The sequence below is a fragment of the Variovorax sp. KBS0712 genome, assembly GCF_006323185.2.
GTDB lineage: Bacteria > Pseudomonadota > Gammaproteobacteria > Burkholderiales > Burkholderiaceae_C > Variovorax > Variovorax boronicumulans.
This window is the reverse complement of sequence record NZ_VCCD02000003.1, coordinates 223,140-248,491: the sequence shown is the minus strand read 5'-3', so window position 1 is coordinate 248,491 and position 25,352 is coordinate 223,140. Positions and strand designations below refer to the sequence as shown.

The window sequence follows — 25,352 nt, the reverse complement described above, 5'->3', positions numbered from 1 at the left end:
AGAAAAGGAGAACGCCCCCATGACGCTGCTCCAGGTCAAAGACCTCGTCGTCGAATTTCCGAACCGCCGCGGCACGCTGCGCGCGCTCGACCGCATTTCCTTCGACATCGCGCCCGGGGAAATCCTCGGCGTGGTGGGTGAGTCGGGTGCGGGCAAGTCGCTCACCGGCGCGGCCATCATCGGCCTGCTCGAACCGCCGGGCCGCGTGGCCAGCGGCGAGATCCTGCTCGAGGGCCAGCGCATCGACAACCTCGGTTTCGATGCGATGCGCCCCATCCGCGGCCGCAAGATCGGCGCGATCTTCCAAGATCCGCTGACCTCGCTGAACCCGCTGTACACGGTGGGCCGCCAGCTCATCGAGACCATCCGCACCCACTTGCCCGTGACCGAATCGGAAGCGCGCAAGCGCGCCATCGGCCTGCTGCAGGACACCGGCATTCCCGCCGCCGAACAGCGCATCGACCACTTCCCGCACCAGTTCTCGGGCGGCATGCGCCAGCGCGTGGTGATTGCCCTGGCGCTCGCGGCCGAGCCCAAGCTCATCGTGGCCGACGAGCCGACCACCGCGCTCGACGTGTCGATCCAGGCGCAGATCATCCAGCTGCTCAAGCAGGTCTGCAAGGAACGCGGCGCGGCGGTGATGCTCATCACGCACGACATGGGCGTGATCGCCGAAACCTGCGACCGCGTGGCCGTGATGTATGCGGGCCGCATCGCCGAGATCGGCCCGGTGCACGAGGTGATCCACCGGCCCGCGCACCCCTACACCTCGGGCCTGATGGCGTCGATCCCCGACATGACGAGCGACCGCGAACGGCTCAACCAGATCGACGGCGCCATGCCGCGGCTCAATGCCATCCCCACCGGCTGCGCCTACAACCCGCGCTGCCCGCGCACCTTCGCACGTTGCCTGACCGAACGGCCCGAGCTGATGCACGCGGGCGCCACGCGCGCCTCCTGCTGGCTGCACGACGCCACCGACCCGCACGCGGGCCAAGCCGAGATCGCCGCGCAGCACCACGACGCCCTGGCGGCCGGCGAGCGCGCCACGCCCGAGGCGGCCGAACCCCTGGCAGAGGTGACCCGATGAGCGCCGTGATCGAACCCCGCAAGGACGCCGCAGCGGCAAAGACCAAGACCGGTGAGCCGCTTGTGGTCGCGCACGACCTCGCGCGCACCTTCGACGTCTCGCCGCCCTGGCTCAACCGCGTGCTCGAACGCAAGCCGCGCGTGCTGCTGCATGCGGTCGACGGCGTGAGCTTTTCCATCGAGCGCGGCAAGACGCTCGCGCTGGTCGGCGAATCGGGCTGCGGCAAGAGCACCGTGGCGCGCCTGCTGGTGGGCCTGTATGCGCCCACGCGCGGCGGCCTGCAGTTCGACGGGCAGGACGCGCACGCCGCGTTCAAGACGCCCGAAGGCCGGCAGCTGCGCCGCCGCATCCAGATGATCTTCCAGGACCCCTACGCGAGCCTCAACCCGCGCTGGATCGTCGAGGACATCATCGGCGAGCCGCTGCGCGAGCACGGCATCCTGAGCGACAAGGACGCGCTGCGCCAGCGCGTGGGCGAGCTGCTGCAGTCGGTCGGCCTCTCGCCGCTGGACATGAGCAAGTACCCGCACCAGTTCTCGGGCGGCCAGCGCCAGCGCATCTCCATCGCGCGCGCGCTCGCCACGCAGCCCGAGTTCCTCGTGTGCGACGAGCCCACCTCGGCGCTCGACGTGAGCGTGCAGGCGCAGGTGCTCAACATCATGAAGGACCTGCAGCGCGAGCAGGGCCTGACCTACCTCTTCATCTCGCACAACCTCGCGGTGGTGCGTCACGTGGCCGACCAGGTCGGCGTGATGTACCTGGGCCGGCTGGTCGAGGTGGCCGACAAGCAGAAGCTCTTTGCCGAGCCGCAGCATCCGTACACCCGCATGCTGCTCGACGCGATCCCGCAGATGAAGCACACCGGTCGCGCGCGTACGCCGGTGCAGGGCGAAGTGCCGAACCCGCTGAACCCGCCGACCGGTTGTGCTTTTCATCCGCGCTGCCCGCATGCGAATGCGCGGTGTTCGACGGAGCGGCCGTCGCTGTTGAGTCTCAAGGGCGTGCAGGTGGCCTGCCATGCGGTGGAGGAAGGCCGTTTGTGAGTGAAGGCGGCAGCCCGCAGGGCTGGCCGGCGGACTTTCCGTACCGGCCGCACCTGCGCTTCTGCTCGCTGGGCAACGAGAACGTGCGGGAGGTGATGGAGGGCTTTCGCCTCGCCTGCGAACGCCTCGGCTACACCACGAGCATCGCGCCGGGCCCGGGTGTCGACAACGACGACATCAACCTCTTCTTCTTCGCGATGGGCCTGAGCCTGCCCTCGGACGACGAGCTGCCGCCGAACGCGATCGTCGTCAACTTCGAGCCGGCCCTGCCCGCGTTGCTCGCACAGATGCCCGGCTACCAACGGCTGCTGCAGCGCGCTCACGTGTGGGAGTACAGCCTCGAGAACATGGTACACCACCCGGCGCTGGGCATCTACCGGTCGGACTACGTGGGTCCGGGCTTCGAGCCGATGGCCACGCCGCTGCTGCCGGCGTCCGCGGTGCTGGACGACGCGCAGCAGGACATCGACGTCATCTTCTTCGGCGAGACGACGCCCCGGCGGCTGCAGGTGCTGGAGGCGCTGACGGCCGCGGGGCTGCGGGTGGCCTATCCCTTCGGCACCGCCTGGACGCCGGCGCAGCGTGACGCCTTGCTGCCGCGCGCCAAGGTCGGGCTGAACATGCGCAAGGCCGACCACTCCAGCACGGTGGAGCTGCCGCGCCTGTCGATCCTGCTGCGGCATCGCAAGGCCGTGGTGTCGGAGCTGTATCCGCATTCCGAGATTCCGCAGGTGCTGCGCGATGCGGTCGAAGGGTGCACGAAGGACGAGCTGGTCGACCGCGTGCGCGCGCTGGTGGCCGATGCGCCGCGGCGGCGCGCGCTGGAAATCGCCGGGCCGCGGGCGTTGCAATCCTTGCCGTCCCAGCATGAGGTGCTGGCGGGGGCGATGCAGCGCTACCTTGCGGCGGCCCGGCAGCGATGGGTGGGGCAGCAGGCACGGAATACGGCTGAGCTTGCCTCGCACGTGTCCGTCCTGATGGTGACTCGCGACGACGAGGCGAACATCGCGGAGGCTTTGGCATCGATCGCCGAGCAGAGCCTCGCACCGCACCAGATCATCGTGGTGGACGACGGCTCCACCGACGCCACCGTCGCCGTGGTTCGCGCGCGCATGGCCGCCGATCCGCGTCTGGCCGGGCTGCTGCTGTTGCAGGCGCCCGTCCCGATGGGCTGGGCGGCGGCCGCGCAATGGGGGTTGATGCAGGCGCGCGGCGACGCGCTGGCGCTGTGGGCACCGACCGTGCGCTGTGCGCCCGAGCGCCTGCAGGTGCAGTCCGCGTTCCTGCGCGCGTCGCCGGAGATCGGCGCGGTCGGTGCCTGGTTCGCCCGCGATGGCGACGCGGAACCACCGATGCAGCGCCTGCCGGAGATGCACGACCAGATCCTGGCCGCGTTGCTGGCGCATCTGCCGCACGAACAACCGCTGCTGATGGGCGGCCTGATGCTGTCGCTGCCGCGCATCCAGCAACGCGGGCTCGGCTTCGACGCCACGCTCGGCCGGTTCGCATGGCTCGGCCTGCTGCTGGAACTGGTGCGCGGCGGTGTGCGGCTCGCCAACCTCGGCATGAACCTGAGCCACCTGACGCGCCGCCACGCCGCGGGCCTCACGGAAACCGATGTGACGGCGCTGACCCGTGTGCGCGAACGCCTCCTGCCGCTGGTCTTCCCCGACATGCCGTCCGCCGATGCCCTGCGGCTGGCCCGGCTCTACGGCCAGCAGTGGGCGCCCGATGCCGACGATGCCACGGCGCTGCTGCGCGACATGGCGAGTGCCTGCGAGCGGCAGGGCAACGTCCACGCGACCACGGCGCTGCGCGGCGAGAGCCTGCGCGTGTTGGCGGTGTATGCGGAGAACGGTCGACTGGCCCCGGGCTACTTGGACACGCTGATGCGCGAGCCCTTGCTGCGCGATTTCCTGGCGCCGCTGGGCGAGCGCCTGCGTGCATTCGTGCCGTGAACCATGGCCCTTGCGCCGGGCGGTGTGCGTAAACGCACTGTCCCAGCTCCCACTTTGCTGCACAGTCCCGGGTTGGCCCCGAATCCACACCCCTGACACGATGACCTCCACCCCGATGACCCGCCTGCTCGGCCGCCGTGGCTTTCTCATGGGCTCGGCGCTGGGCGCGACCGCCGCGCTCGCGTCGATGACCGAGATCGCGCACGCGGCCGGCGCAGCACCGGCGCGCCGCATGCCGGTCATCTTCATCGGCCACGGCTCGCCGATGAATGCGCTGGCGGACAACGCCTTCACACGCCGCCTCGCCGCCTGGGGCCGCGAGCTGCCGCGCCCCACGGCGATCCTCAGCGTGTCGGCGCACTGGCTCAGCCGGGGCGCGACGGGGGTCACGGTGCAGACGCGGCCCAAGACGATCCACGACTTCGGCGGCTTTCCGCAGGCGCTGTTCGACATCGAGTACCCCGCGGCCGGTCATCCCGCACTGGCGCGCGAAACGATCGGCGCTGTCAAGCAGGCGCCGGTGATCGCCACCGAGCAGTGGGGGCTGGACCACGGCACCTGGACCGTGCTGAAGCACCTGTACCCGAAGGCCGACGTGCCGGTCTTCCAGCTCAGCATCGACTACGACAAGCCGGCGGCGTTCCACCATGCGGTGGGGCGCGACCTGGCGGCCTTGCGCGACCAGGGCGTGCTCGTGATGGGCAGCGGCAACGTGGTGCACAACCTGCGCGCCACCGACCGTGGCACGCCCGATGGGCTCAAGGCGAGCCGCCCGTGGGCGCAGTCGTTCGACGAGGCGGTCAAGGCCGCGTTGGCCGGCCGGGACGACCGCGCGCTGATCGGCTACGAAAAACTCGAAGGGGCGTCGACCGCCGTGGCCACGCCGGACCACTACTTTCCCTTCCTGTATGCCCTGGGCGCTGCGGCGCCGGGCGAGCGTGCGAAGACGGTCTACGAAGGCTTCCAGTCGGGCACGCTCAGCATGCGCTGCCTTCAGTTCGGCTGAAGGCGCGGCGCATTCGGCGGCTTTACTGCTCCTCGCCCCAGGCGAAGCCGTCGCGCGCGATCATGGCGCTCGACGCGCTGGGGCCCCAGGTGCCGGCCGCATAGGGGCGCGGACCGCCGTCGGACTCCCAGGAGTCGATGAGCGGCTCGACCCAGCGCCAGGCTTCTTCCTGCTCGTCGCTGCGCACGAACAGGTTGAGGCGCCCGTCGATCACGTCTAGCAGCAGGCGTTCGTAGGCACCCACGCGCTCGGCGCCGAAGCGCTTGTCGAAGTCGAGGTCGAGCTGCACCGGCGCCAGTTGCGCGGCGCTGGCGTGGCCGTTGCCGCCGCGCTGGCGGTTGTCCTGCGCCTGCGCGAGCATGTGCAGTTCCAGGCCGTCTTTCGGTTGCAGGTTGATCACCAGCTTGTTCACGTTGCCTGCGGGTGCGCGGTAGATGGCGTGCGGCGTGGGGCGGAAGTTGACCTCGATGCGTGCGTCGCGCGAGGCCAGCCGCTTGCCGGTGCGGATGTAGAAGGGCACGCCGGCCCAGCGCCAGTTGGCGATTTCAGTGCGTAGCGCCACGAAGGTTTCGGTGCGGCTGTCGGGGTTCACGCCCGGCTCGTCGCGGTAGCCCTGCACCCGCTCGCCGTAGGCCGTGCCGGCCGTGTACTGGCCGCGCACCGCGTGCAGGCCCAGGCTCTCGGGCGTCCAGGGCTTGAGGGCGCGCAGCACCTTGAGCTTTTCGTCGCGGATGGCGTCGGCGTGCGCGTTGATGGGCGGCTCCATGGCCACGGCGCACAGCAGCTGCAGCGCGTGGTTCTGCACCATGTCGCGCAGCGCGCCGGTCTGGTCGTAGAAGGCGCCGCGCTTTTCCACGCCCAGGTCCTCGGCCATGGTGATCTGGATGTTGGCGATGTGCTCGCGGCGCCAGATGGGCTCGAACAGGGCATTGCCGAAGCGCATCGCGAACAGGTTCTGCACCGAGGGCTTGCCCAGGTAGTGGTCGATGCGAAAGACCTGCTTCTCTTCGAGCACCTTGCCCACCGCGGCGTTGATGGCGCGGTTGGAGGCCAGGTCGTGGCCCAGCGGCTTCTCGAGCACGACGCGGGTGCGCGGGCCGTTGAGCCCGGCGGCGGCGATCTGCTCGACCACCTGCGTGAAGAGCGCGGGCGCCGTGGCCACGTACATCACGACCGTCTTGGCGTCGCGCTGCTTGAGCAGGTCGGCCAGGCTGGCGTAGTCGGCGGGTTTGGACAGGTCCATGCGCAGGTAGTGCAGCATGGACGCGAACTTCTTGAACTCCTCGGGGGAGGGGCGCTTGGCGCCTTCGACGGCGCTGAAGCGCGACTGGATCAGCTCGCGGTACTGGTCGTCCGACAGGTCGTCGCGTGCCACGCCGACGATGCGCCCGTCCTGCGGCAGGCTGCCGTGCCTGAAGGCCTGGAACAGCGCGGGCATCAGCTTGCGCCACGCAAGGTCGCCAGTACCGCCGAACAGAACGAGATCGAAGCTCATGAGAAAACTTTCCTTTGTCTGAATGCCGAGCAGGCAACGTGCCAGTCGCGATGGTACTTGTACCGATTCGGCACACCTGTACTAAAGCTACGCTGTCCCATGGCCGCGAGGCCTTTTTTTATTGCCGAGGCAGGGGAATACCAATGAAGAAGCTTTTCACGGCAGCCGCGCTGCTGGGTCTGTCGGCCGCCGCGTCGGCGCAGACCGTCAACGTCATCTGCTCGGTGCAGGCCGAGTGGTGCAACGTGATCTCCACCGTCTACGCCCGCACCACGGGCGTGCGCATCAACATGGCGCTCAAGGGTTCGGGCGAGGCGCTGGCCCAGCTCATCGCCGAGAAGGACAACCCCAAGACCGACGTCTGGTTCGGCGGCACGGGCGACCCGCACCTGCAGGCGGCCGAGCAGGGGCTCACGCTCGAATACAAGTCGCCCACGCTCACGCAGCTGCATCCCTGGGCCCAGCAGCAGGCCAAGCAGTCGGGCTACAAGACCGTGGGCATCTACTCGGGCCCGCTGGGCTTCGGCTACAACCCCGAGCTGCTGGCCAAGAAGAAGCTGCCCGTGCCCAAGACCTGGGCCGACCTGCTCAAGCCCGAGTACAAGGGCGACATCCAGGTGGCCAACCCCGCATCGAGCGGCACGGCCTACACCATGATCGCCACGCTGGTGCAGCTCATGGGCGAGGACAAGGCCTTCGACTACCTCAAGGCGCTGCACAAGAACGTGGGCCAGTACACGCGCTCGGGCACCGGCCCGATCAAGGCGGTGGCGCGCGGCGAAACCGCGATCTCCATCAGCTTCGTGCACGACGGCCCCGGCGAGAAGATGCAGGGCTTCCCCGTCGAAACCATCACGCCCAGCGACGGCACCGGCGCCGAGATCGGCTCCATGAGCGTCATCAAGGGCGCGCGCAACCTCGATGCGGCCAAGAAGTTCTACGAATGGGCGCTCACGCCCGCCGCGCAGGAGCTGGGCGCCGCCAACAAGCAGTTCCAGCTGCCCAGCAATGCGAGCGCCAAGCTCGATCCGCGCATTCCTGATTTCAAGAAGATCAAGTTCATCAACTACGACTACGCCAAGTACGGCGCCAGCGCCGAGCGTCGCCGCCTGATCGCGCGCTGGGAAAAAGACGTCAACTCGCTGCCGCGCTAAGTGCAGGCGCGTTCCAACGAAGGCGCGCCGGCCAACCCGGCGTCCCTGGCCGCCGCCCGGCGCGCGCGGCGATGGATCTGGGCCTGGGTCGCGCTGGGCCTGGCGGCCTACCTCGTGCTGCCCTGGTATGCGATCCAGGATGCGACCTGGTACGAAGCCGTTCCGCAGGTCTTCGGGCAGGCAGAGGGCGCCAACGGCCTGATGCAGGCCGCGACGCAGGGCCGCAGCTGGCTCTTCATCGGGCTGGCCGGGCTGCTGCTGTGCGCCGTCGGCGCGGCCTTGCCGGCCGGCAAGGCGCAGGGGCGCTGGCTGCTGGCGGGCGGCGCGATCGGCGCCATCGGCTTGGCCGTGGCGGGCTTCACCATCGGCGCGCGCGGCTGGAGCGTCGCGGCACTCAACACCCAGTTCGGCGAACTGGCGGTCAACCAGTTCGGCATCGGCGCGGGCGGCTTCGTGGCGCTCACGGCGCTGGTGCTGCTGGCGGCCTTCGGCATGGCGCGGCTCGGCCTGTTCAAGGGCGATCTGTTCGTCTCTGCCTCGGTGGTCGGCTGCGGCGTGCTGATGGCGCTGTTCATCGCCTACCCGGTGAGCCGGGCGCTGTCGGGCGCCTTCTTCAACGAAGACGGGCAGTGGTCGATCACGGCCTTCGCGGCGCGCGTGTTCACCGAGCGCATCTGGGGCCTGGGTTGCCTGGCGGGCGGCGTGCGCTGCGGCGTGGCCTGGAACACGCTGGTGCTGGCGCTGCTCACCGCGGCCGGCACCACCTTCCTGGGCACGCTGATGGCGCTGATGGCCGAGCGCGGCAGCCGGCGCGGGCAGGGCGCATTGCGCGTGCTGGCGCTGCTGCCGATCATCACGCCGCCGTTCGTGGTCGGCCTGGGCCTGATCCTGCTGTTCGGCCGTGCGGGCATCGTCAACCAGGTGCTGGAGAACGTGTTCGGCATCGAGCCCACGCGCTGGTTCTACGGCATGCCGGGCGTGCTGGTGGCGCAGCTGTTCGCCTTCACGCCCATCGCCTTCATGATCATGCGCGGCGTGGTGCAGGGCATCGCGCCGAGCCTGGAAGAGGCCGCGCAGATGCTGCGCGCCGACCGGCGCCGCGCGTTTTTCACCGTGACGCTGCCGCTGCTCAAGCCCGGGCTGGCCAACGCCTTCCTGGTCGGCTTCATCGAGAGCATTGCCGACTTCGGCAACCCGGTGGTGGTGGGCGGGCAGTTCTCGGTGCTGTCGACCGACATCTTCTTTGCCATCGTCGGCGCGCAGTACGACCAGGGCCGCGCCGCGTCGCTGGCCTGGGTGCTCACGCTGTTCGCGCTCGGCGTGTTCGCGCTGCAGCGCGGCCTGCTCGGCAAGCAGAACTACACGACCGTGAGCGGCAAGGGCGACGCCGGCATCGCGATGGCGCTGCCCGACGGCGTGCGCCGCACCATCCAGTGCATCGCGCTGCCGTGGATCGCCTTCACCGGCGTGGTCTACCTGTTCGCCTTCGCGGGCGGCTTCGTGCAGACCTGGGGACGCGACTACAGCTTCACGCTCAACCACTTCAAGAGCGCCTTCGCGCTGGAGTGGGGCCAGTTCGGGCTGGTGTGGGCCGGCACCGCGTGGAACTCGCTGATCACCACGCTGAAACTGGCCGGCATCTCGGCGCCGATCACCGCGGCGCTGGGCCTGCTGATCGCCTGGCTGCTGGCGCGCAACGAGTTCAAGGGGCAGGGCGCCTTCGAGTTCGGCGCGCTGCTGGCCTTTGCGATCCCGGGCACGGTGCTCGGCGTGAGCTACATCCTGGCCTTCAACGTGCCGCCGTTCGAGCTCACGGGCACCGGGCTCATCATCGTGCTGTGCTTCATGTTCCGCAATCTGCCGGTGGGCGTGCGCGCCGGCACGGCGGCCTTCAAGCAGCTCGACCGCTCGCTCGACGAGGCCTCACTGATGCTGCGCGCGTCCACCTCGCAGACGCTGTTCAAGGTGGTGCTGCCGCTGCTCAAGCCGGCGCTGGTGGCCGCGCTGGTCTATAGCTTCGTGCGCGCCATGACGACGGTGAGCGCCGTGATCTTCCTGGTCACGGCCGAGAACGAACTGGCCACCACCTACATCATCGGCCGCGTCGGCAATGGCGACTACGGCATCGCGCTCGCCTACTGCACGGTGCTCATGGTGCTGATGTCGCTGGCCATTGCGCTGGTGCAGTTCGTGGTCGGAGAGCGCAAGTTGGGAAGACGCGGGGCCACGCCCAATCACCAAGGGCATCACAAAATGGAAAGCCTCTCCGTATGAACGGTATCGAATTCCGCAACGTCACCAAGCGCTACGGCACGGACAAGAACGGCCCGATGGCCGTCAAGGGCATCAGCTTCGAGGTGCCCGTGGGCACGCTCACCACCATCCTCGGCCCCTCGGGCTGCGGCAAGACGACCACGCTGCGCATGATCGCGGGGCTCGAATCGCCGACCTCGGGCTCGATCTTCATGGGCGGGCGCGACGTCACCACGCTCGGGCCGGGCGAGCGCAACGTGAGCATGATGTTCCAGAGCTACGCGCTGTTCCCGCACATGAACGTGATCGAGAACGTGGGCTACGGCCTGCGCATGAGCGGCGTGAAGAGGGACGAGGCCACGGCGCGGGCGCGCGAGGCGCTCAGGGGCGTGGGCCTCGTCGGCTTCGACGAGCGCCTGCCCAGCGAGCTGTCGGGCGGCCAGCAGCAGCGCGTGGCCCTGGCGCGCGCGCTGGTGCTCGAACCGGCGGTGCTGCTGTTCGACGAGCCGCTGTCCAATCTCGATGCCCGCCTGCGGCGCGAGATGCGCGAGGAAATCCGCTCATTGCAGCAGCGCCTGAAGCTCACCGTGGCCTACGTGACGCACGACCAGAGCGAGGCGCTGGCCGTGAGCGACCAGATCATCGTCATGGACCACGGCGTGATCGCCCAGCGCGGCACGCCCGAGCAGCTCTACGGCCGGCCCGAGAGCGAGTTCGTCGCCGGCTTCATGGGCGAGGCGATGGTGTTCCCGGCCGTGGCGCAGGCCGACGGCAGCGTCACGCTCGGCCCGCTGCGGCTGCAGCCGCGCTACGCGGTGGCGCCCGGCACGGTGAAGGTGGCGGTGCGGCCCGAGGCCTGGGACATCGGCGCGCTCGACGGCCTGCCCGCCACGCTGCGCAAGTCGGCGTACCTGGGCAGCTTCTACGAATACGGCTTCGACACCCCGCTGGGGCCGGTCTTCGTGGTCTCGACCGACCTGTCGCGCCCGCTGGCGGCCGGCACGCAGACCACCCTGTCGCTCGGAACCCATGGCGTGAGCGTGGTGCCCGGCGCATGAAACAATGGCGCCATGAACGTGGTTTTCGATCTTGGCGCCGTGCTGTTCGCCTGGGAGCCGGCACGGCTGGTCCAGGCCCATCTCCCCTCTCACGCCCCCACTGACGCCGCCGCCGCGGCCCTGGGCCGGGCCCTTTTCCATCACGACGACTGGACCGGCTTCGACTGCGGCACCCGCACGCTGGACGATGCCATCGCCCGCATGTCGGCACGGCTGGCGCTGCCCGCCGAGTCGCTGCACGCCATGCTCGACGGGCTCGGGGAGCGGCTGGCGCCGATCGACGTCACGGTCGCGATGCTCGAAGAGCTGCTCGTGCAGCGCGATGCCGGCGAGCCGCTGCGGCTGTACTACCTGTCGAACATGCCCGTGCCGTTCGCCCGCGCCCTCGAGCGCCGGCACGCCTTCATGCGCCGCTTCGACGGCGGCGTGTTCTCGGGCGACGTGAAGTTTCTCAAGCCCGAGCGCGAGATCTACGAGCTGCTGGCCATGCGCCACGGCCTCGACCCCGAGCAGACGGTGTTCATCGACGACTCGGCCGCCAACGTCGAGATGGCGCGCGCCTTCGGCTGGCACGCCATCCACTGCACCGCGCCCGACAAGCTGCCGGCGCAACTGCAGCGCTACCTGCCGGTGAGCACCACCCTGTCGGTGTCGAACCCCAGGCTGCGGGCGTAGTCCAGCTCGGCCTGCAGCGCGTCGTCTTCGAGGCGCGGCGCGCGCGACAGCACCCAAAGGTACTCACGGTCGGGCGTGCCGACCAGCGCCACCTGGTAGTCGCGGTCGAGCTTCAGGATCCAGTAGTCGCCCCACACCAGCGGCAGCCAGCCCATCCAGGCGGGGGCGAAGCGCACCTGCAGCCGTCCCGCGCCGGGCTGGCCGGCCACGGGCACCACGCGCGCACTGCCGATGGCCTCGTCGAAGTTGCCGTCGTCGCGCACGCAGCGGTTGCGCACCTGCACGGTGCCGTCGGGCTGCGGGATGTACTCGGCGCTCACCGGGCCGGCGCACTGTTTCTGGAACCGGTTGGGCAGCCGCGCCTGTTCGTGCCAGACACCGGCGTAGCGGTGCAGGTCGACCGGCGCCACCACCTGCAGCGGCGCGCGCATCAGCGGGGCACCGTCGGCCGGGCCGGCGGGCCGGGCACGGGCCGTGCGTGCGGCGCCCAGCGCGTACCAGGTGGCCACGCCGCCCACGACGAACGCGGTGGCCATGGTGCCGATCGCGTGGCTGGTGCGGCGGTCGTCGAAGGCGCGGCCTGCGGCGGTCGCGGGGCGTGGGGGGCGAGGGGTCATGAGGGCTCCTGGGGAAAGTCGTTCTCGGCGTGGATGCCGCGTCCCGTTCAGGGTGCCCCGGGCCGCGGCCGGCTGCCGTCAGCCGGGGACCACAGCCCCTGTAGGGCAGGGCGGCCGACAACCCTTCGCGCTGCAGGCCGATGGAGCTTCGCGAAAACCCGTGCTACGGTTCGCATGAAAACATCGACCGCCGCGCAACTGCGTGCAGGACTTGTCACACCCCTCCCCGGATAATTGATTTCATGAACCAACTCGATGCACTCCGCCAGTGGACCACCGTGGTTGCCGACACCGGCGACTTCAAGCAGCTCAGCATTTCCAAGCCGCAGGACGCGACCACCAACCCGTCGCTGATCCTCAAGGCCGTGCAGAAGGCCGAGTACCGGCCGCTGCTCGACGCGACCGTGAAGGCCCACGCCGGCAAGCCGCTCGACGAGGTCATCGACCGCCTGCTGGTGCGCTTCGGCACCGAAATCCTCTCCATCATCCCGGGCCGCGTGTCCACCGAAGTCGACGCACGCCTCTCGTTCGACACCGCCGCCACCGTGGCCCGCGGCGAGCGCATCGTGGCGCTGTACAAGGCCGAAGGCATCGACACCGAGAAGCGCCTGCTGATCAAGGTCGCCTCCACCTGGGAAGGCATCGAGGCCGCGCGCCTGCTCGAGCAGAAGGGCATCCGCACCAACCTCACGCTGCTGTTCTCGTTCGCGCAGGCCGTGGCCTGCGGCGCGGCCGGCGTGCAGCTCATCTCGCCCTTCGTGGGCCGCATCTACGACTGGTACAAGAAGTCGGCCGGTGCGAAGTGGGACGAAGCCGCCAGCGCGGGCGCCAACGACCCCGGCGTGAAGTCGGTGCGTGAAATCTTCAACTACTACAAGCAGCAGGGCATCAAGACCGAGGTCATGGGCGCGAGCTTCCGCAACGTGGGGCAGATCCAGGCGCTCGCCGGCTGCGACCTGCTGACCATCAGCCCCGAGCTGCTGGCCGAACTGGCCGCGAGCAACGAGCCGCTCACGCACGCGCTCGACGCCAAGGCTGCCGCGAGTGGCACGGCCGAGAAGGTGCACTACGACGAAGCCGGCTTCCGCTTCGCGCTCAACGAAGACGCCATGGCCACCGAGAAGCTCGCCGAGGGCATCCGCGCCTTCGCGGCTGACGCCGTGAAGCTCGAAAAGCTCATGCAGGAAAGCGGCAAGTAAACATGACCATGACCCTGCGCTGTGACCGCGCGCCGGCCTGGGCGCAACTGCAGTCCAGCTTCGACACGGCCGGTCGCCAGTTCGACCTTCGCCATGCCTTCGTGGAGGACGCCGGGCGCTTCGCGCGCTTCAGCCAGGAGGCGCCGCACGTTTTCGCCGACCTGTCGAAGAACCTCATCGACGCGCGCACCGAGGCGCTGCTGTTCACGCTGGCGCGCGAATGCGGCCTCGAAGCCCACCGCGACGCCATGTTCGCGGGCGCGCACATCAACAACACCGAAGACCGCGCCGTGCTGCACACGCTGCTGCGCGCGCCGGCCGACGCGGCCACCGGCCGCCAGACGGCCCACGAGCTGCGCGAAGTGCACGCCACGCTCGACGCCATGCTGGCCTACGCCGAGAAGGTGCGCAGCGACCACACGATCACCGACGTGGTCAACATCGGCATCGGCGGCTCCGACCTCGGCCCGCAAATGGCGGTGCTGGCGCTCGCGGAGTTCGTGGCGCCGGGCAAGCGCTTTCACTTCGTCTCGAACGTCGACGGCCACGAACTGGCGGGCGTGCTCAAGGGCCTGGCGCCCGAGCACACGCTGTTCCTGGTCGCCTCCAAGACCTTCACCACGGCCGAGACGATGACGAACGCGCTCTCGGCCAAGCGCTGGTACGAGCAGTCGGGCGGCACCGACATCGCCGGCCATTTCGCCGCACTTACCACCAACGTCGAGGCCGCGAAGCAGTTCGGCATCGACACCACCTTCGGCTTCTGGGACTGGGTGGGCGGGCGTTACTCGCTGTGGTCGGCCATCGGCCTGCCGATCGCGCTGGCCATCGGCGCCGACGGCTTTCGCCGGCTGCTGGCGGGCGCGCACGCGATGGACGAGCACTTCCGAACCGCGCCGCTCGAGCAGAACCTGCCCGTGCGCCTGGGCCTGCTCGACGTCTGGTACCGCAACTTTCACCGCTTCACGAGCCGCAGCATCGCGCCGTACCACAGCGCCCTGAAGCGCGTGCCGGCCTACCTGCAGCAGCTCGAGATGGAGAGCAACGGCAAGCAGGTCGACGCGAGCGGCGCGCCGCTGGCCTTCGGCACTTCGCCCGTGCTCTGGGGCGAGCCCGGCACCAACGGCCAGCACGCCTACTTCCAGATGCTGCACCAGGGCACCGACGTGATCCCTCTCGAGTTCATGGCGGTGCGCGACGCCTCGCACGACCTCGACGGCCACCACCCCAAGCTGCTGGCCAACGCGCTCGCGCAGGCGCAGGCGCTGATGGTCGGCAAGCTCGACGAGGGCGGCCACAAGAACTTCCCGGGCAACCGGCCGAGCACCTTCTTCGTGTTCGAGAAACTCACGCCCGAAGCGCTGGGCGCCTTCCTCGCGATGTACGAGCACCGCGTGTTCACCAGCGGCGCGCTGTGGGGCATCAACAGCTTCGACCAGTGGGGCGTGGAGCTCGGCAAGGTGCTGGCGCGCGACATCGAACCGCGCCTGGCCTCGGGCGATGTCTCGGGGCTCGATGCCTCGACGGCCGGCCTGCTGCAGCGGCTGAGCACCTGACGGCACACGTCACCGCAAGGCTTGCGAGCCTTGGCCAAAGGCTCTATCCACTAGGCCTTTAGGCCATTGGTTTGCAGCGCGGTGGCCGGTTTGGCCGAGTTTGTCGTTGCACAGTGCGCCGATATGATGGCCCCGGGGAAATTTCCCTGGGATTCATCAAGAGGAGCGAGTCAATGGACTTTCAAACAGCGGTCAAGACGTGCATCGCCAAGTACACCGACTTCAGCGGTCGTGCGTCGCGTTCGGAGTTCTGGTGGTTTTTTCTGGCCCAGTTCGGGGTGCTCATCATCACCGGCCTGATCCATCAATACGTGTACGTCATCGCAGCGCTGGGCCTGCTTCTGCCCGCACTCGCCGTGGGCGCGCGCCGCCTGCACGACATCGGCAAGAGCGGCTGGTTCTTGCTGCTGTCGATCGTCCCGCTGATCAATCTCGTGCTGATCTATTTCTTCGTTCAGCCGACGCAGCCGGAGAGCAACGCCTACGGCGAACCGCCGAGCGCCTGAGCTTTTTTCCTTCGAAGGGCCGCACACGCGGCCCTTTTTCTTTGGGGCGCCAGGTGGCTCAGGCCAGCGCCGCCTCGATGGACGCAGGTGCAGCAGGCGCACCGCTTGCCATCCGCACGCACAGGTCGAAAGCCTGCTGCAGCCCTTCGATCTGCGCCACGCCCTGGCCGGCGATGTCGAAGGCGCTGCCGCTGGCCGAGGTGGCCACGGGCACGGGCAGGCCGCCGTGCAAGGTCACGCCCTGCTCGAAGCCCATGAGCTTCATCGCGATCTGGCCCTGGTCGTGGTACATCGACACCACCGCATCGACGTCGCCGCGCCGCGCGCCGATGAACACGGTGTCGGGCGAGAACGGGCCGCGCGCGTCGTGGCCTTCGGCGCGCAGTTGCTCGATGGCGGGCGCGATGATCTCGATCTCTTCCATGCCGATCGAGCCGCCGTCGCCCGCGTGCGGATTGAGCCCGGTCACGGCGATGCGCGGTTGCGCCACGCCGGCGCGGCGCAGTGCCGACGCGATGATCTTCACGGCGTCGCGCACGCCCTCCACTGTGATGTGCCGCGCCACGTCCTTCAGCGGAATGTGCGAGGTCACGCGCGAGGTCCACAGCGACCCGGTGAGGTTGAACTCGCAGACGAAGCCGGTGACCGCGAAGCGTTCCTGCATGTAGCGCAGCTCGTCCTCGTGCACGAGGCCGCCCAGGCGCAGCGAATGCTTGTTGAGCGGCGCGAAGAGGATCGCGTCGGCCTGGCCGTTCCGCACGGCCTGCGTCGCCAGCTCCAGCGCTTCGAACGAGGCCCGGCCCGAGCGCTCGTTCGATTCGCCGAGCACCGGCTCCTCGCCCGCCATCCAGTCGCGCACGAGGAGGCTCGGGCGGCCGTCCTCGAAGCGCAGGTCGTCCAGGGTGTTCACCTGCAAAGGGGCCAGCTTCGCGCCCGCCACGCGCTCGCCCGCGGCCAGCACGACGGGGTCGGCGATCAGCAGCACGCGCGCGGCGTCGAGGTTGCGCTGGCGCGCGAGCAGCTTCACGGCCATCTCGGGGCCGACGCCGCTGGGGTCGCCGAGCAACACGGCGATGCGGGGTTTGGCGGAGGTCACGCGCGGGGTTGTCGAGGGGGTAGACATGGTCGGCAATGGAGGTGGGGAAAAGAGAAAGAAGGGACGGCCTCACTCGGCCTTGACGCGCGCATCGCGCACGAGCCGGCCGTAGTGGTCGAACTCCTGCCGGTTCATCGCCGCGAAGGGTTCGCCGGTCAGCGTGCCGGGCTCGCCGCCCAGGGCCTTGATGCGCGACTGCACGTCCGCCAGGCCCATCGTGCGCGTGAGTTCGGCGCTCAGCCGTTCGACCACCGGGCGCGGCGTGCCGGCCGTCACGTACAGGCCGTACCAGGTCGACACGTCGGCGCCCTTGACGCCTTGCTCGGCGAGCGTCGGCACGTCGGGCAGCTCGGGCGAGCGCTGCGGCGCGCTCACGGCCAGCGCGCGGAACTTGCCGGCGCGGATCTGGCCCATGGCCGAGGAGGTGCTGTCGAACATCATCTCGACCTCGCCCGAGATGATGTCGATGTGCGCCTGCGAGCTGCCCTTGTAGGGCACGTGGATCGAGCTCATGCCCGTGGCCAGGTTGAAGGCTTCGCCGCCCACGTGCTGCGTGCTGCCGATGCCCGACGACGCGTACTTGAAGCCGCCGGGCTTCGCGGCCATCGCGGCCAGCAGGTCCTTCACCGACTTGTAGGGCGAGCTGGCCGACACCACCAGCACGTTGGGCATCACGGCCACGAGGCCGATGGGTTGCAGGTCTTTCAGCGGGTCGTACTTGAGCTTGAGGATGTGCGGCGCCACGGCCTGCGCCGTGTTGGTGGCCAGCAGCAGCGTGGCGCCGTCGGCCGGCGCGCGGGCCGTGAGTTCGCCGGCGATGGTGTTCGATGCGCCGGGGCGGTTCTCCACCGTCACGGGCTGCTTGAGCGCGGGCGCGAACTTGTCGGCCAGCACGCGCGCGAGGATGTCGGTGCCGCCGCCGGGCGAGGCGCCGACCAGGATGCGCAGCGGCTTGTCGGGGTAGGCCGGCTGCGCACCCGCGTTCAGGCAGGCGGCCAGCGCCAGCAGCGCCACCAGGCCGGCACCGCGGGCCAGGGGAAAGAGGGTCATCGCGTCGTCTCCTGCTTGTTGTGGGCCCGAGCCTACGGAGCTTCTGGCGCGCGATCCAATCGAAAAAGGCCGAAGCTCCATATACTTTTGTGCATGAAACCCGGCCTCACCGACGCCTCGCTGATGCTGCATGTGAGGCCGCGCCAGCTGCTGTTGCTGGCCCGGCTCGATGCGCACCGCCATCTTGGCCGAGCGGCCGAGGCCATGAACATCAGCCAGCCCGCGGCCACCAAGCTGCTGCAGCAGCTGGAGGAGTCGCTGGGCGAACAGCTCTTCGAGCGCCTGGCGCGCGGCATGGCCCCCACGCCCTACGGCGAGATCCTGATCCGCTACGCCCACCGCGTGCTCAGCGACTTCGGCACCGCGCGCGAGGAAATGCTCGCGCTGCGTTCCGGCCTGAGCGGCGCGCTGCGCGTGGGCAGCGTGCCGGGTGCGGTGCCCGAGCTGCTGGCGCCGGCGCTGGTCGCCTACCATCTGCGCCATCCGCAGGTGGCCGTGTCGGTGGTGGTCGAGACCAGCGACCTGATGCAGGCGCAGCTGGAGCAGGGCGACGTCGACCTCGTGCTGGGCCGCCTCACCGACGGCCACGACGAGGCCAAGTACGCGAGCGTGCCGCTGCTGGGCGAGTCGCAGGTGGTCGTGGTGCGCGCGGCGCACCCGGTGTTCGAGCGCGCGGCCACGGTCACGCTGGCCGAGATGGCGAGCTGGTCGTGGGTGCTGCAGCCGCCGGGCTCGCCGCAGCGCGGGCGCTTCGAGGCGGCGATGCGCGAGGCGGGCATCCAGGCGCGGCTGGACATCATCGAAACGGCATCGCCCATTGCCATCACGGCGCTGCTGGAGAACTCCGACATGGCCGCCGTCATGCCTGCCTCTCAGGCCAACCATTACGGCCGGCTGGGCGTGCTGCGCACCGTGCCGGTCGAGCTGCCGGTGCGCGTGCCGCCGATCTGCCTCATCACCCGCGAGGACCGCCCGCTGTCGCCGGCGGCGGCGCAGTTCCGGCGCCAGCTGCTGGGCGGGCACGCGTGACGGGCGAGAACTTCAGTCGGACGTTTTTCCATCCTGAATTGCGTTAACTAGGGATTTCACTAGCCAACTGGTGCAAGAGAGTACTGGTTGGGCCGCTCGAAATACCAAAATCGCAAGCGCGTTTCTCCAGAATCCGGGCACGGCGACCACGATACCGAGGCGTCGCTCACCCAAGGAGACACCATGAAGCGCTTTCTGAAAGCGGGCCTCGCCCTCGCACTCATCGGCACGGGCCTTGTGTCCCACGCCGCCACCGAACTCGTGATCGCGACCGTCAACAACGGCCACATGATCGAGATGCAGAAGCTCACGCCCTTCTTCGAAAAGGCCAACCCCGACATCAAGCTCAAGTGGGTCACGCTCGAGGAAGGCACGCTGCGCCAGCGCGTGACCACCGACATCGCCACCAAGGGCGGCCAGTTCGACGTGATGACCATCGGCCTGTACGAAGCGCCGATCTGGTCGAAGAAGGGCTGGCTGCAGCCCATCGCCACCGATGCCGCCTACGACGCCGACGACCTGCTGCCCGCCATCCGCGCCGGCCTGTCGCACGAAGGCAAGCTGTACGCGGCGCCCTTCTATGGCGAGAGCTCGATGCTCATGTACCGCAAGGACTTGGCCGACAAGGTCGGCTTCAAGATGCCCGAGCAGCCCACCTGGGCGCAGGTGAAGGAGCTGGCCGGCAAGATCCATGACCCCAAGGGCGGCCTGTACGGCATGTGCCTGCGCGGCAAGCCGGGCTGGGGCGACAACATGGCCTTCCTGACCACGCTGGTCAACACCAACGGCGGCCAGTGGTTCGACATGCAGTGGAAGCCGCAGATCGACACCAAGCCCTGGAAGGACGCGATCGGCTTCTACGTCGACCTGATGAAGGCCTACGGCCCGCCGGGCGCCTCGGCCAACAGCTTCAACGAGAACCTGGCGCTCTTCAACGAAGGCAAGTGCGGCATGTGGGTCGACGCGACCATCGCGGCCTCGTTCATCAGCGATCCCAAGCAGTCGAAGGTGGCCGACAAGGTGGCCTTCGCGCAAGCACCCGTCGCCGTGACGCCGAAGGGCGCGAACTGGCTGTGGACCTGGAACCTGGCCATTCCCGCCAGCTCGACCAAGGGCGCCGCCGCGCAGACCTTCGTGAAGTGGGCGACCTCCAAGGAGTACGTCAACCTCGTCGCCAAGGAACACGGCTGGGGCACGGTGCCCACCGGCACGCGCAAGTCGACCTACGCGAACCCCGAGTTCCAGAAGGTCGCCAAGTTTGCCGCCGCCGAGAAGAAGGCCATCGACAGCGCCAACCTCAGCGACAGCACCTTGCCCAAGTCGCCGTACGTCGGCGTGCAGTACGCGGCCATTCCCGAGTTCCAGGCCATCGGCGTGGCGGTGGGCCAGCAGATGAGCGCGGCGCTGTCGGGCAAGGTCACGGTCGACCAGGCGCTGAAGACTTCGCAGCTCGCAGCCGAGCGCGAGATGAAGAAAGCGGGCTACTACAAGTAAGCCGCGCTTCTTCCCCTCTCCCCGCGGGGAGAGGGCCGCAGCCTGAGAGGAACAGACCATGAAAAGACTCCTGCCCCGCGCCCTCATGGCGCCCGCCGTGCTCACGCTCTTCCTGTGGATGATCGTGCCGCTGCTGATGACGTTGTACTTCTCGTTCGTGAACTACAACCTCATGCAGCCCGGCGAACGCACGTTCGCGGGCATCGAGAACTTTCACTACTTCGTCACCGACCCCGACTTCTGGCCGGCCACGTGGAACACGCTGTTGCTCATCGGGAGCGTCATCGTCATCACCGTGGTGTTCGGCGTGCTGCTTGCGCTCCTGGTGAACGAGCCCTTCCCGGGCCGCGGCATCGTGCGCGTGCTGCTGATCTCGCCCTTCTTCGTCATGCCCGCAGTGAACGCGCTGCTGTGGAAGCACATGATGATGAACCCCATCTACGGCATCCTGGCCGACGTGTGGCGCTTCTTCGGCGCGCAGCCGGTCGACTGGCTCACCGACGTGCCGCTGTTCTCCGTGATCATCATGGTGGCCTGGCAATGGCTGCCCTTCGCCTGCCTGATCTTCATCACCTCGCTGCAGTCGCTGGACCGCGAACAGATGGAAGCCGCGCGCATGGACGGCGCGAGTTCGTTCCAGCGCTTCTTCTATCTCACCATTCCGCACCTGGGCCGCCCGATGGCCGTGGTGATCATGATCGAGATGATCTTCCTGCTCAGCGTGTTCGCCGAGATCGCCATCACCACCAATGGCGGCCCGGGCAACGAGAGCACGAACATGACCTACATGATCTTCAAGCAGTCGCTCATGAACTTCGACGTGGGCGTGGCGTCGGCCGGTGCGCTGTTCGCGGTGGTGCTGGCCAACATCGTCGCGGTGTTCCTGATCCGCATCATCGGCAAGAACCTGGACTGAAGGAACGACCATGCAACCCAGCAACTTCCTTCCCCAGCTGCTGCGCACCGTCGGTGCGTGGGCCGTGGCACTGCTTCTGTTCTTCCCGCTCGGCTGGCTGTTCCTCACGGCCTTCAAGACGGAGCTGCAGGCGATCCACGTGCCGCCGCTGTTCGTCTTCGAGCCCACGCTCGACAACTTCGGCGAAGTGCAGCGCCGCAGCGACTACCTGCTGTACGCACGCAACTCGCTCATCACGAGCCTGGGCTCGACCATCCTGGGCCTCTTGATCGCCGCGCCCGCCGCGTACTCGATGGCGTTCTTTCGCACGAAGAAGACGCGCGACATCCTCATGTGGATGCTCTCCACCAAGATGATGCCGGCCGTCGGTGCGCTGGTGCCGATCTACGTGCTCGCGCAGACCGCCGGCATGCTGGACTCGCTCACCGCGCTCACCATCGTGTTCACGCTGTCGAACCTGCCGATCATGGTGTGGATGCTCTACAGCGCCTACAAGGACATTCCGAACGAGATCCTCGAGGCCGCGCGCATGGACGGCGCGAGCCTGTGGACCGAGTTCCGCCATGTCGTGATGCCGCTGTCGGTCGGTGGGCTCGCATCGACCGGCCTCCTGTGCCTGGTGCTGAGCTGGAACGAAGCCTTCTGGGCGCTGAACCTCACCTCTGCCAAGGCCGGCACGCTGGCCACGCTCATCGCCTCGTACTCCAGCCCCGAGGGCCTGTTCTGGGCCAAGTTGTCGGCCGCCTCGCTGATGGCCATCGCGCCCATCGTCGTGTTCGGCTGGTTCAGCCAGAAGCAACTGGTGCAAGGCCTGACCTTCGGCGCCGTCAAGTAAAGAAAGGGAGACATCTCATGGCCTACCTCGAACTCAAGAACATCAAGAAGAGCTTTGGCGACGTCCACATCATCAAGGGCGTCGACCTCGAAATCCAGAAGGGCGAGTTCATCGTCTTCGTCGGGCCTTCGGGCTGCGGCAAGTCGACGCTGCTGCGGCTGATCGCGGGGCTCGAACCGATCACCAGCGGCAACCTGCTGCTCGACAGCAAGGACATCACCTGGACGCCGTCGGGCAAGCGCGACCTGGCGATGGTGTTCCAGAGCTACGCGCTGTACCCGCACATGAGCGTGTACGACAACATGTCCTTCGCGCTGAAGCTCGCGGGCGTGGCCAAGGACGAGATCAGGACCAAGGTCGAGTACGCGGCCAAGACGCTCAACCTCACGCAGTACCTGGACCGCACGCCGAAGGATTTGTCGGGTGGCCAGCGCCAGCGCGTGGCCATCGGGCGCGCGATCGTGCGTGCGCCCAAGGTGTTCCTCTTCGACGAGCCGCTGTCGAACCTCGATGCGGCGCTGCGCGGCAACACGCGCGTCGAGATCCACAAGCTGCACCGCGCGCTCGGCGCCACCACCATCTACGTCACGCACGACCAGGTCGAGGCCATGACGCTGGCCGACCGCGTGGTGGTGCTGAAAGACGGGCTCATCGAACAGGTCGGCACGCCGCTGGAGCTGTACGACCGCCCCGCCAACCAGTTCGTCGCGCAGTTCATCGGCATGCCGTCGATGAACATGGTGGCGGCGAGTGCCATTCCGAGTTTTTCCGCCGCCACCGGCGGGCGCCTGCCGAGCGACGGCTTCCTGGGCGTGCGCCCCGAAGGCCTGCGCGTGCATCCGAAGCAGGGCGCGGCCGCCGGCGTGCCGGGCCGTGTCGAGCTCATCGAGGCGCTGGGCGCCGACACGCTGATCCACGTGGACGTGGGCGGCGTGCCGCTCATCGCGCGCCAGAACGAACGCACGCCGCTGCAGGCCGGCGACGACGTGGCGGTCGAGCTCGACCCGTCCGTGCTGCACCTGTTCAGCCGCGAAGGCCGCGCCGTCGCCGCCTGATCCGACGACCCTTACTTTCAACGGACCTTCCCCGTGACCCTCGCAGCAGCGGGCCTCGTGCCCACCCCACCGGCGCCTTCGGAATTCACGGTGCTTCACCTCGGCCTCGGCTCGTTCCATCGCGCCCATCAGGCCGTCTACCTGCAGCGGCTGATCGATGCGGGCGACACCCGCTGGTCGCTGTCGGGCGCCAACATCCGGCCCGACATGGCCGAGGTGGTCGCGGCGTTGCAGGCCCAGGGCGGGCGCTACACGCTCGAGACGGTGTCGCCCGCGGGCGAGTACCGCTACGAGCAGATCGAGGGGATCCGCGAGGTGCTGCCCTACGAGCCCTCGCTGGCCCCGGTGATCGCACGCGGCGCCGCGCCGTCCACGCGCATCGTCTCCTTCACCGTGACCGAGGCCGGCTACTACCTCGACACCAAGGGCAAGCTCGACCTGTCGTTCGCCGATCTCGCGGCCGACATCGAACGCGCGCGGCGCGGCGAGGCCGGCGAGACGATCTACGGCGCGGTCTGCGCGATCCTGCGGGCACGGCGCGCCGCGCAGGCGGGCCCCGTGACGCTGCTGAACTGCGACAACCTGCGCCACAACGGCGACCGCTTTCGCGCGGGCCTGCTCGAGTTCATCGCGCTCGTCGGCGACGCGCCGCTGCAGGCCTGGGTCGATGCCAACACCCGCTGCCCGAACGCGATGGTCGACCGCATCACGCCGCGCCCGCCGCCCGAGCTGCGCGCGCGCGTGCGCGCCGCCACGGGCCGCGACGACGGCGCGGCGGTCACGGGCGAGAGCTTCATCCAGTGGGTGATCGAAGACGACTTCATCGCCGGCCGGCCCGACTGGGGGCGCGTGGGCGTCGAGCTGGTCGAGTCGGTGCAGCCTTACGAAGAGGCCAAGATCCGCATCCTCAACGCCACGCACAGCTGCATCGCCTGGGCCGGCACGCTGGCGGGGCTGGGCTTCATCCACGAAGGCACGCACGACGCGGCCATCCGCCGCATGGCCTTCGACTACGTGACCGACGACGTCATCCCGTGCCTGAGCCCCAGCCCCATCGACCTGGCGGCCTACCGCGACGTGGTGCTCGACCGCTTCGGCAACCCGGCGATCCGCGACACCAACCAGCGCGTGGCGGCCGACGGCTTCTCGAAGATCCCGGGCTTCATCGCGCCGACCGTGCGCGAGCGGCTGGCGGCCGGGCAGGGCATCGACAGCGTGGCGATGCTGCCCGCGCTGTTCCTGGCCTTCCTGCAGCGCTGGCACCGGGGCACGCTGCCCTATGCCTACCAGGACCAGAGCATGGACGACGCCGCCGCGCATGCCATCTGCGACGCGGCCGATCCGGTGGCGGCACTGTGCGCCGATGCCGGGCTGTGGGGCAGCCTCGCGGGCGACGCGCGGCTGGTCGATGCGGTGCGCCGTGCCGGTGCGCGCGTGGCGCGCTTCATCGAAGCGAAGGGCGCCTCATGAGCGGCCGCCTGCAAGACCGCCATGTGCTACTGACCGGTGCTGGCGGCGGCATCGGCCTGGCGGTCGCCGAGGCCTGCATCGCCGAGGGCGCGCGCTGCAGCGTGATCGACCGCGCGACCGCCGCGCCCGAGGCCGTGCGCGCGCTGCAGCAAGCCCACCCCGACACGCTCGCCTACATCGCGGCCGACGTGACCGACACGCAGGCCATCGCGCACATGCTGGCCGAGGCGCAGGTCGCCTTCGGTCCCGTCCACACGCTGTTCAACAACGCCGCCGTGTTCGACCTCGCGCCGCTGCTCGACAGCGACGAGGCCTCGTTCGACCGGCTCTTCGCGGTCAACGTGAAGGGCATGTTCTTCGTGATGCAGGCCGTGCTGCGCCACATGGTCGAGGCCGGCACGCCGGGCGCGTCGGTCATCAACATGGCCTCGCAGGCCGGGCGCCGCGGCGAGGCGCTGGTGTCGCACTACTGCGCGACCAAGGCGGCCGTCATCAGCTACACGCAGAGCGCCGCGCTGGCCATGGCGCCGCACGGCATCCGCGTCAACGGCATCGCCCCCGGTGTGGTCGACACGCCGATGTGGGACCATGTCGACAGCCTGTTCGCCAAGGCCGAAGGGCTGGCGCCGGGCGAGAAGAAGCGGCGTGTCGGCCTCGCCGTGCCGCTCGGGCGCATGGGCGTGCCGGGCGACATCGCCGGGGCGGCGGTGTTTCTCGCCAGCGACGAGGCGCGCTACATCACTGCGCAGACCCTCAATGTCGACGGCGGCAATGTCATGAGCTGAACCCACCTTCCT

22 protein-coding genes are annotated in these 25,352 nt (G+C 68.9%); 18 read left to right on the top strand and 4 right to left on the bottom strand.

What is annotated here, in order from left to right; genetic code table 11:
• The first annotated feature begins 19 nt into the window (after nt 1-19).
• The 4 genes from FFI97_RS25955 to ygiD all read left to right on the top strand — a co-directional run bounded on the left by FFI97_RS25955 (nt 20) and on the right by ygiD (nt 5,097).
• Nucleotides 20-1,090, top strand: coding sequence for an ABC transporter ATP-binding protein (locus FFI97_RS25955; protein WP_139700943.1), 1,071 nt, complete (start codon nt 20-22; stop codon nt 1,088-1,090).
• On the top strand, nt 1,087-2,133 hold the full coding sequence (locus tag FFI97_RS25950; RefSeq protein ID WP_139700945.1) for an ABC transporter ATP-binding protein: 1,047 nt from the start codon (nt 1,087-1,089) through the stop codon (nt 2,131-2,133). Before FFI97_RS25955 ends, FFI97_RS25950 begins: the two co-directional genes overlap by 4 nt.
• Entirely contained in the window at nt 2,130-4,091 is a 1,962-nt protein-coding gene (locus FFI97_RS25945; RefSeq protein ID WP_139700947.1) for a glycosyltransferase family 2 protein, read from the top strand. Before FFI97_RS25950 ends, FFI97_RS25945 begins: the two co-directional genes overlap by 4 nt.
• A 100-nt stretch (nt 4,092-4,191) precedes the next feature.
• Nucleotides 4,192-5,097 carry a 4,5-DOPA dioxygenase extradiol gene (ygiD, locus tag FFI97_RS25940; protein WP_139700949.1) on the top strand — a complete coding sequence of 302 codons (906 nt, stop codon included), beginning with the start codon at nt 4,192-4,194 and terminating at the stop codon, nt 5,095-5,097.
• Nucleotides 5,098-5,119: 22 nt separating this feature from the next.
• On the opposite strand, the gene zwf is transcribed toward ygiD, so the two are convergent.
• Nucleotides 5,120-6,592, bottom strand: a complete 1,473-nt coding sequence (gene zwf, locus FFI97_RS25935; RefSeq protein WP_062472648.1) for a glucose-6-phosphate dehydrogenase — start codon at nt 6,590-6,592, stop codon at nt 5,120-5,122.
• Nucleotides 6,593-6,735: 143 nt separating this feature from the next.
• Between zwf and FFI97_RS25930 the strand changes: the two genes are divergently transcribed.
• The 4 genes from FFI97_RS25930 to FFI97_RS25915 are packed head-to-tail and all read left to right on the top strand — an operon-like array spanning nt 6,736 to nt 11,732.
• On the top strand, nt 6,736-7,746 hold the full coding sequence (locus FFI97_RS25930) for an ABC transporter substrate-binding protein (protein WP_062472650.1): 1,011 nt from the start codon (nt 6,736-6,738) through the stop codon (nt 7,744-7,746).
• On the top strand, nt 7,747-10,020 hold the full coding sequence (locus FFI97_RS25925; RefSeq protein ID WP_144004529.1) for an ABC transporter permease: 2,274 nt from the start codon (nt 7,747-7,749) through the stop codon (nt 10,018-10,020).
• Nucleotides 10,017-11,057: an ABC transporter ATP-binding protein gene (locus FFI97_RS25920; protein ID WP_139700951.1), complete on the top strand. Its 1,041-nt coding sequence runs from the start codon at nt 10,017-10,019 to the stop codon at nt 11,055-11,057. The genes FFI97_RS25925 and FFI97_RS25920 overlap by 4 nt, the downstream gene beginning before the upstream one ends.
• Before the next feature lie 12 nt (nt 11,058-11,069).
• Nucleotides 11,070-11,732 carry an HAD family hydrolase gene (locus FFI97_RS25915; protein ID WP_070059991.1) on the top strand — a complete coding sequence of 221 codons (663 nt, stop codon included), beginning with the start codon at nt 11,070-11,072 and terminating at the stop codon, nt 11,730-11,732.
• On the opposite strand, the gene FFI97_RS25910 is transcribed toward FFI97_RS25915, so the two are convergent.
• Nucleotides 11,678-12,349: a lipocalin family protein gene (locus tag FFI97_RS25910; protein WP_139700953.1), complete on the bottom strand. Its 672-nt coding sequence runs from the start codon at nt 12,347-12,349 to the stop codon at nt 11,678-11,680. The two genes, FFI97_RS25915 and FFI97_RS25910, sit on opposite strands and share 55 nt — an antisense overlap.
• A gap of 242 nt (nt 12,350-12,591) precedes the next feature.
• Here FFI97_RS25910 and tal point away from each other — a divergent pair, with 242 nt between their 5' ends.
• From tal to FFI97_RS25895, 3 genes are all read left to right on the top strand, one after another.
• Nucleotides 12,592-13,548: a transaldolase gene (gene tal, locus FFI97_RS25905; protein ID WP_139700955.1), complete on the top strand. Its 957-nt coding sequence runs from the start codon at nt 12,592-12,594 to the stop codon at nt 13,546-13,548.
• 2 nt (nt 13,549-13,550) lie between these two features.
• Complete coding sequence (gene pgi, locus FFI97_RS25900) at nt 13,551-15,104, top strand: glucose-6-phosphate isomerase (protein ID WP_139700956.1); 1,554 nt, start codon at nt 13,551-13,553, stop codon at nt 15,102-15,104.
• 173 nt (nt 15,105-15,277) lie between these two features.
• Nucleotides 15,278-15,610, top strand: a complete 333-nt coding sequence (locus tag FFI97_RS25895) for a DUF805 domain-containing protein (protein WP_139700958.1) — start codon at nt 15,278-15,280, stop codon at nt 15,608-15,610.
• A 58-nt stretch (nt 15,611-15,668) separates the two neighbouring features.
• Here the strand turns inward: FFI97_RS25895 and FFI97_RS25890 are convergent, their stop codons facing one another.
• Nucleotides 15,669-16,733 carry a 4-hydroxythreonine-4-phosphate dehydrogenase PdxA gene (locus FFI97_RS25890; protein WP_139700961.1) on the bottom strand — a complete coding sequence of 355 codons (1,065 nt, stop codon included), beginning with the start codon at nt 16,731-16,733 and terminating at the stop codon, nt 15,669-15,671.
• A 42-nt stretch (nt 16,734-16,775) separates the two neighbouring features.
• A complete protein-coding gene (locus tag FFI97_RS25885) occupies nt 16,776-17,756 on the bottom strand; it encodes a Bug family tripartite tricarboxylate transporter substrate binding protein (protein ID WP_139700962.1) in 981 nt (326 codons plus the stop codon).
• Between the two features lie 93 nt (nt 17,757-17,849).
• On the opposite strand from FFI97_RS25885, the gene FFI97_RS25880 reads away from it, so the two are divergent.
• The 7 genes from FFI97_RS25880 (at nt 17,850) to FFI97_RS25850 (ending at nt 25,340) form a co-directional block, all read left to right on the top strand.
• Nucleotides 17,850-18,785: a LysR family transcriptional regulator gene (locus FFI97_RS25880; RefSeq protein WP_185993723.1), complete on the top strand. Its 936-nt coding sequence runs from the start codon at nt 17,850-17,852 to the stop codon at nt 18,783-18,785.
• A gap of 183 nt (nt 18,786-18,968) precedes the next feature.
• Nucleotides 18,969-20,279, top strand: a complete 1,311-nt coding sequence (locus tag FFI97_RS25875) for an ABC transporter substrate-binding protein (RefSeq protein ID WP_062472668.1) — start codon at nt 18,969-18,971, stop codon at nt 20,277-20,279.
• 58 nt (nt 20,280-20,337) lie between these two features.
• Nucleotides 20,338-21,195 (top strand): carbohydrate ABC transporter permease, encoded by an 858-nt coding sequence (locus FFI97_RS25870; RefSeq protein ID WP_070059984.1) that lies wholly within the window; start codon nt 20,338-20,340, stop codon nt 21,193-21,195.
• Between the two features lie 10 nt (nt 21,196-21,205).
• Entirely contained in the window at nt 21,206-22,030 is an 825-nt protein-coding gene (locus FFI97_RS25865; RefSeq protein WP_139700965.1) for a carbohydrate ABC transporter permease, read from the top strand.
• Between the two features lie 17 nt (nt 22,031-22,047).
• Nucleotides 22,048-23,085: an ABC transporter ATP-binding protein gene (locus tag FFI97_RS25860; protein WP_139700967.1), complete on the top strand. Its 1,038-nt coding sequence runs from the start codon at nt 22,048-22,050 to the stop codon at nt 23,083-23,085.
• A 90-nt stretch (nt 23,086-23,175) separates the two neighbouring features.
• On the top strand, nt 23,176-24,555 hold the full coding sequence (dalD, locus tag FFI97_RS25855; protein ID WP_139701152.1) for a D-arabinitol 4-dehydrogenase: 1,380 nt from the start codon (nt 23,176-23,178) through the stop codon (nt 24,553-24,555).
• Nucleotides 24,552-25,340, top strand: a complete 789-nt coding sequence (locus FFI97_RS25850) for an L-iditol 2-dehydrogenase (RefSeq protein ID WP_139700969.1) — start codon at nt 24,552-24,554, stop codon at nt 25,338-25,340. The genes dalD and FFI97_RS25850 overlap by 4 nt, the downstream gene beginning before the upstream one ends.
• Nucleotides 25,341-25,352: the final 12 nt, after the last annotated feature.

Coding starts and splice junctions, on each gene's coding strand:
- FFI97_RS25955 (WP_139700943.1), top strand. CDS start 20: ATGACGCTGCTCCAGGTCAAAGACCTCGTCGTCGAATTTCCGAACCGC.
- FFI97_RS25950 (WP_139700945.1), top strand. CDS start 1,087: ATGAGCGCCGTGATCGAACCCCGCAAGGACGCCGCAGCGGCAAAGACC.
- ygiD (WP_139700949.1), top strand. CDS start 4,192: ATGACCTCCACCCCGATGACCCGCCTGCTCGGCCGCCGTGGCTTTCTC.
- zwf (WP_062472648.1), bottom strand. CDS start 6,592: ATGAGCTTCGATCTCGTTCTGTTCGGCGGTACTGGCGACCTTGCGTGG.
- FFI97_RS25930 (WP_062472650.1), top strand. CDS start 6,736: ATGAAGAAGCTTTTCACGGCAGCCGCGCTGCTGGGTCTGTCGGCCGCC.
- FFI97_RS25920 (WP_139700951.1), top strand. CDS start 10,017: ATGAACGGTATCGAATTCCGCAACGTCACCAAGCGCTACGGCACGGAC.
- FFI97_RS25915 (WP_070059991.1), top strand. CDS start 11,070: ATGAACGTGGTTTTCGATCTTGGCGCCGTGCTGTTCGCCTGGGAGCCG.
- FFI97_RS25910 (WP_139700953.1), bottom strand. CDS start 12,349: ATGACCCCTCGCCCCCCACGCCCCGCGACCGCCGCAGGCCGCGCCTTC.
- tal (WP_139700955.1), top strand. CDS start 12,592: ATGAACCAACTCGATGCACTCCGCCAGTGGACCACCGTGGTTGCCGAC.
- pgi (WP_139700956.1), top strand. CDS start 13,551: ATGACCATGACCCTGCGCTGTGACCGCGCGCCGGCCTGGGCGCAACTG.
- FFI97_RS25895 (WP_139700958.1), top strand. CDS start 15,278: ATGGACTTTCAAACAGCGGTCAAGACGTGCATCGCCAAGTACACCGAC.
- FFI97_RS25890 (WP_139700961.1), bottom strand. CDS start 16,733: ATGTCTACCCCCTCGACAACCCCGCGCGTGACCTCCGCCAAACCCCGC.
- FFI97_RS25885 (WP_139700962.1), bottom strand. CDS start 17,756: ATGACCCTCTTTCCCCTGGCCCGCGGTGCCGGCCTGGTGGCGCTGCTG.
- FFI97_RS25880 (WP_185993723.1), top strand. CDS start 17,850: ATGAAACCCGGCCTCACCGACGCCTCGCTGATGCTGCATGTGAGGCCG.
- FFI97_RS25875 (WP_062472668.1), top strand. CDS start 18,969: ATGAAGCGCTTTCTGAAAGCGGGCCTCGCCCTCGCACTCATCGGCACG.
- FFI97_RS25870 (WP_070059984.1), top strand. CDS start 20,338: ATGAAAAGACTCCTGCCCCGCGCCCTCATGGCGCCCGCCGTGCTCACG.
- FFI97_RS25865 (WP_139700965.1), top strand. CDS start 21,206: ATGCAACCCAGCAACTTCCTTCCCCAGCTGCTGCGCACCGTCGGTGCG.
- FFI97_RS25860 (WP_139700967.1), top strand. CDS start 22,048: ATGGCCTACCTCGAACTCAAGAACATCAAGAAGAGCTTTGGCGACGTC.
- FFI97_RS25850 (WP_139700969.1), top strand. CDS start 24,552: ATGAGCGGCCGCCTGCAAGACCGCCATGTGCTACTGACCGGTGCTGGC.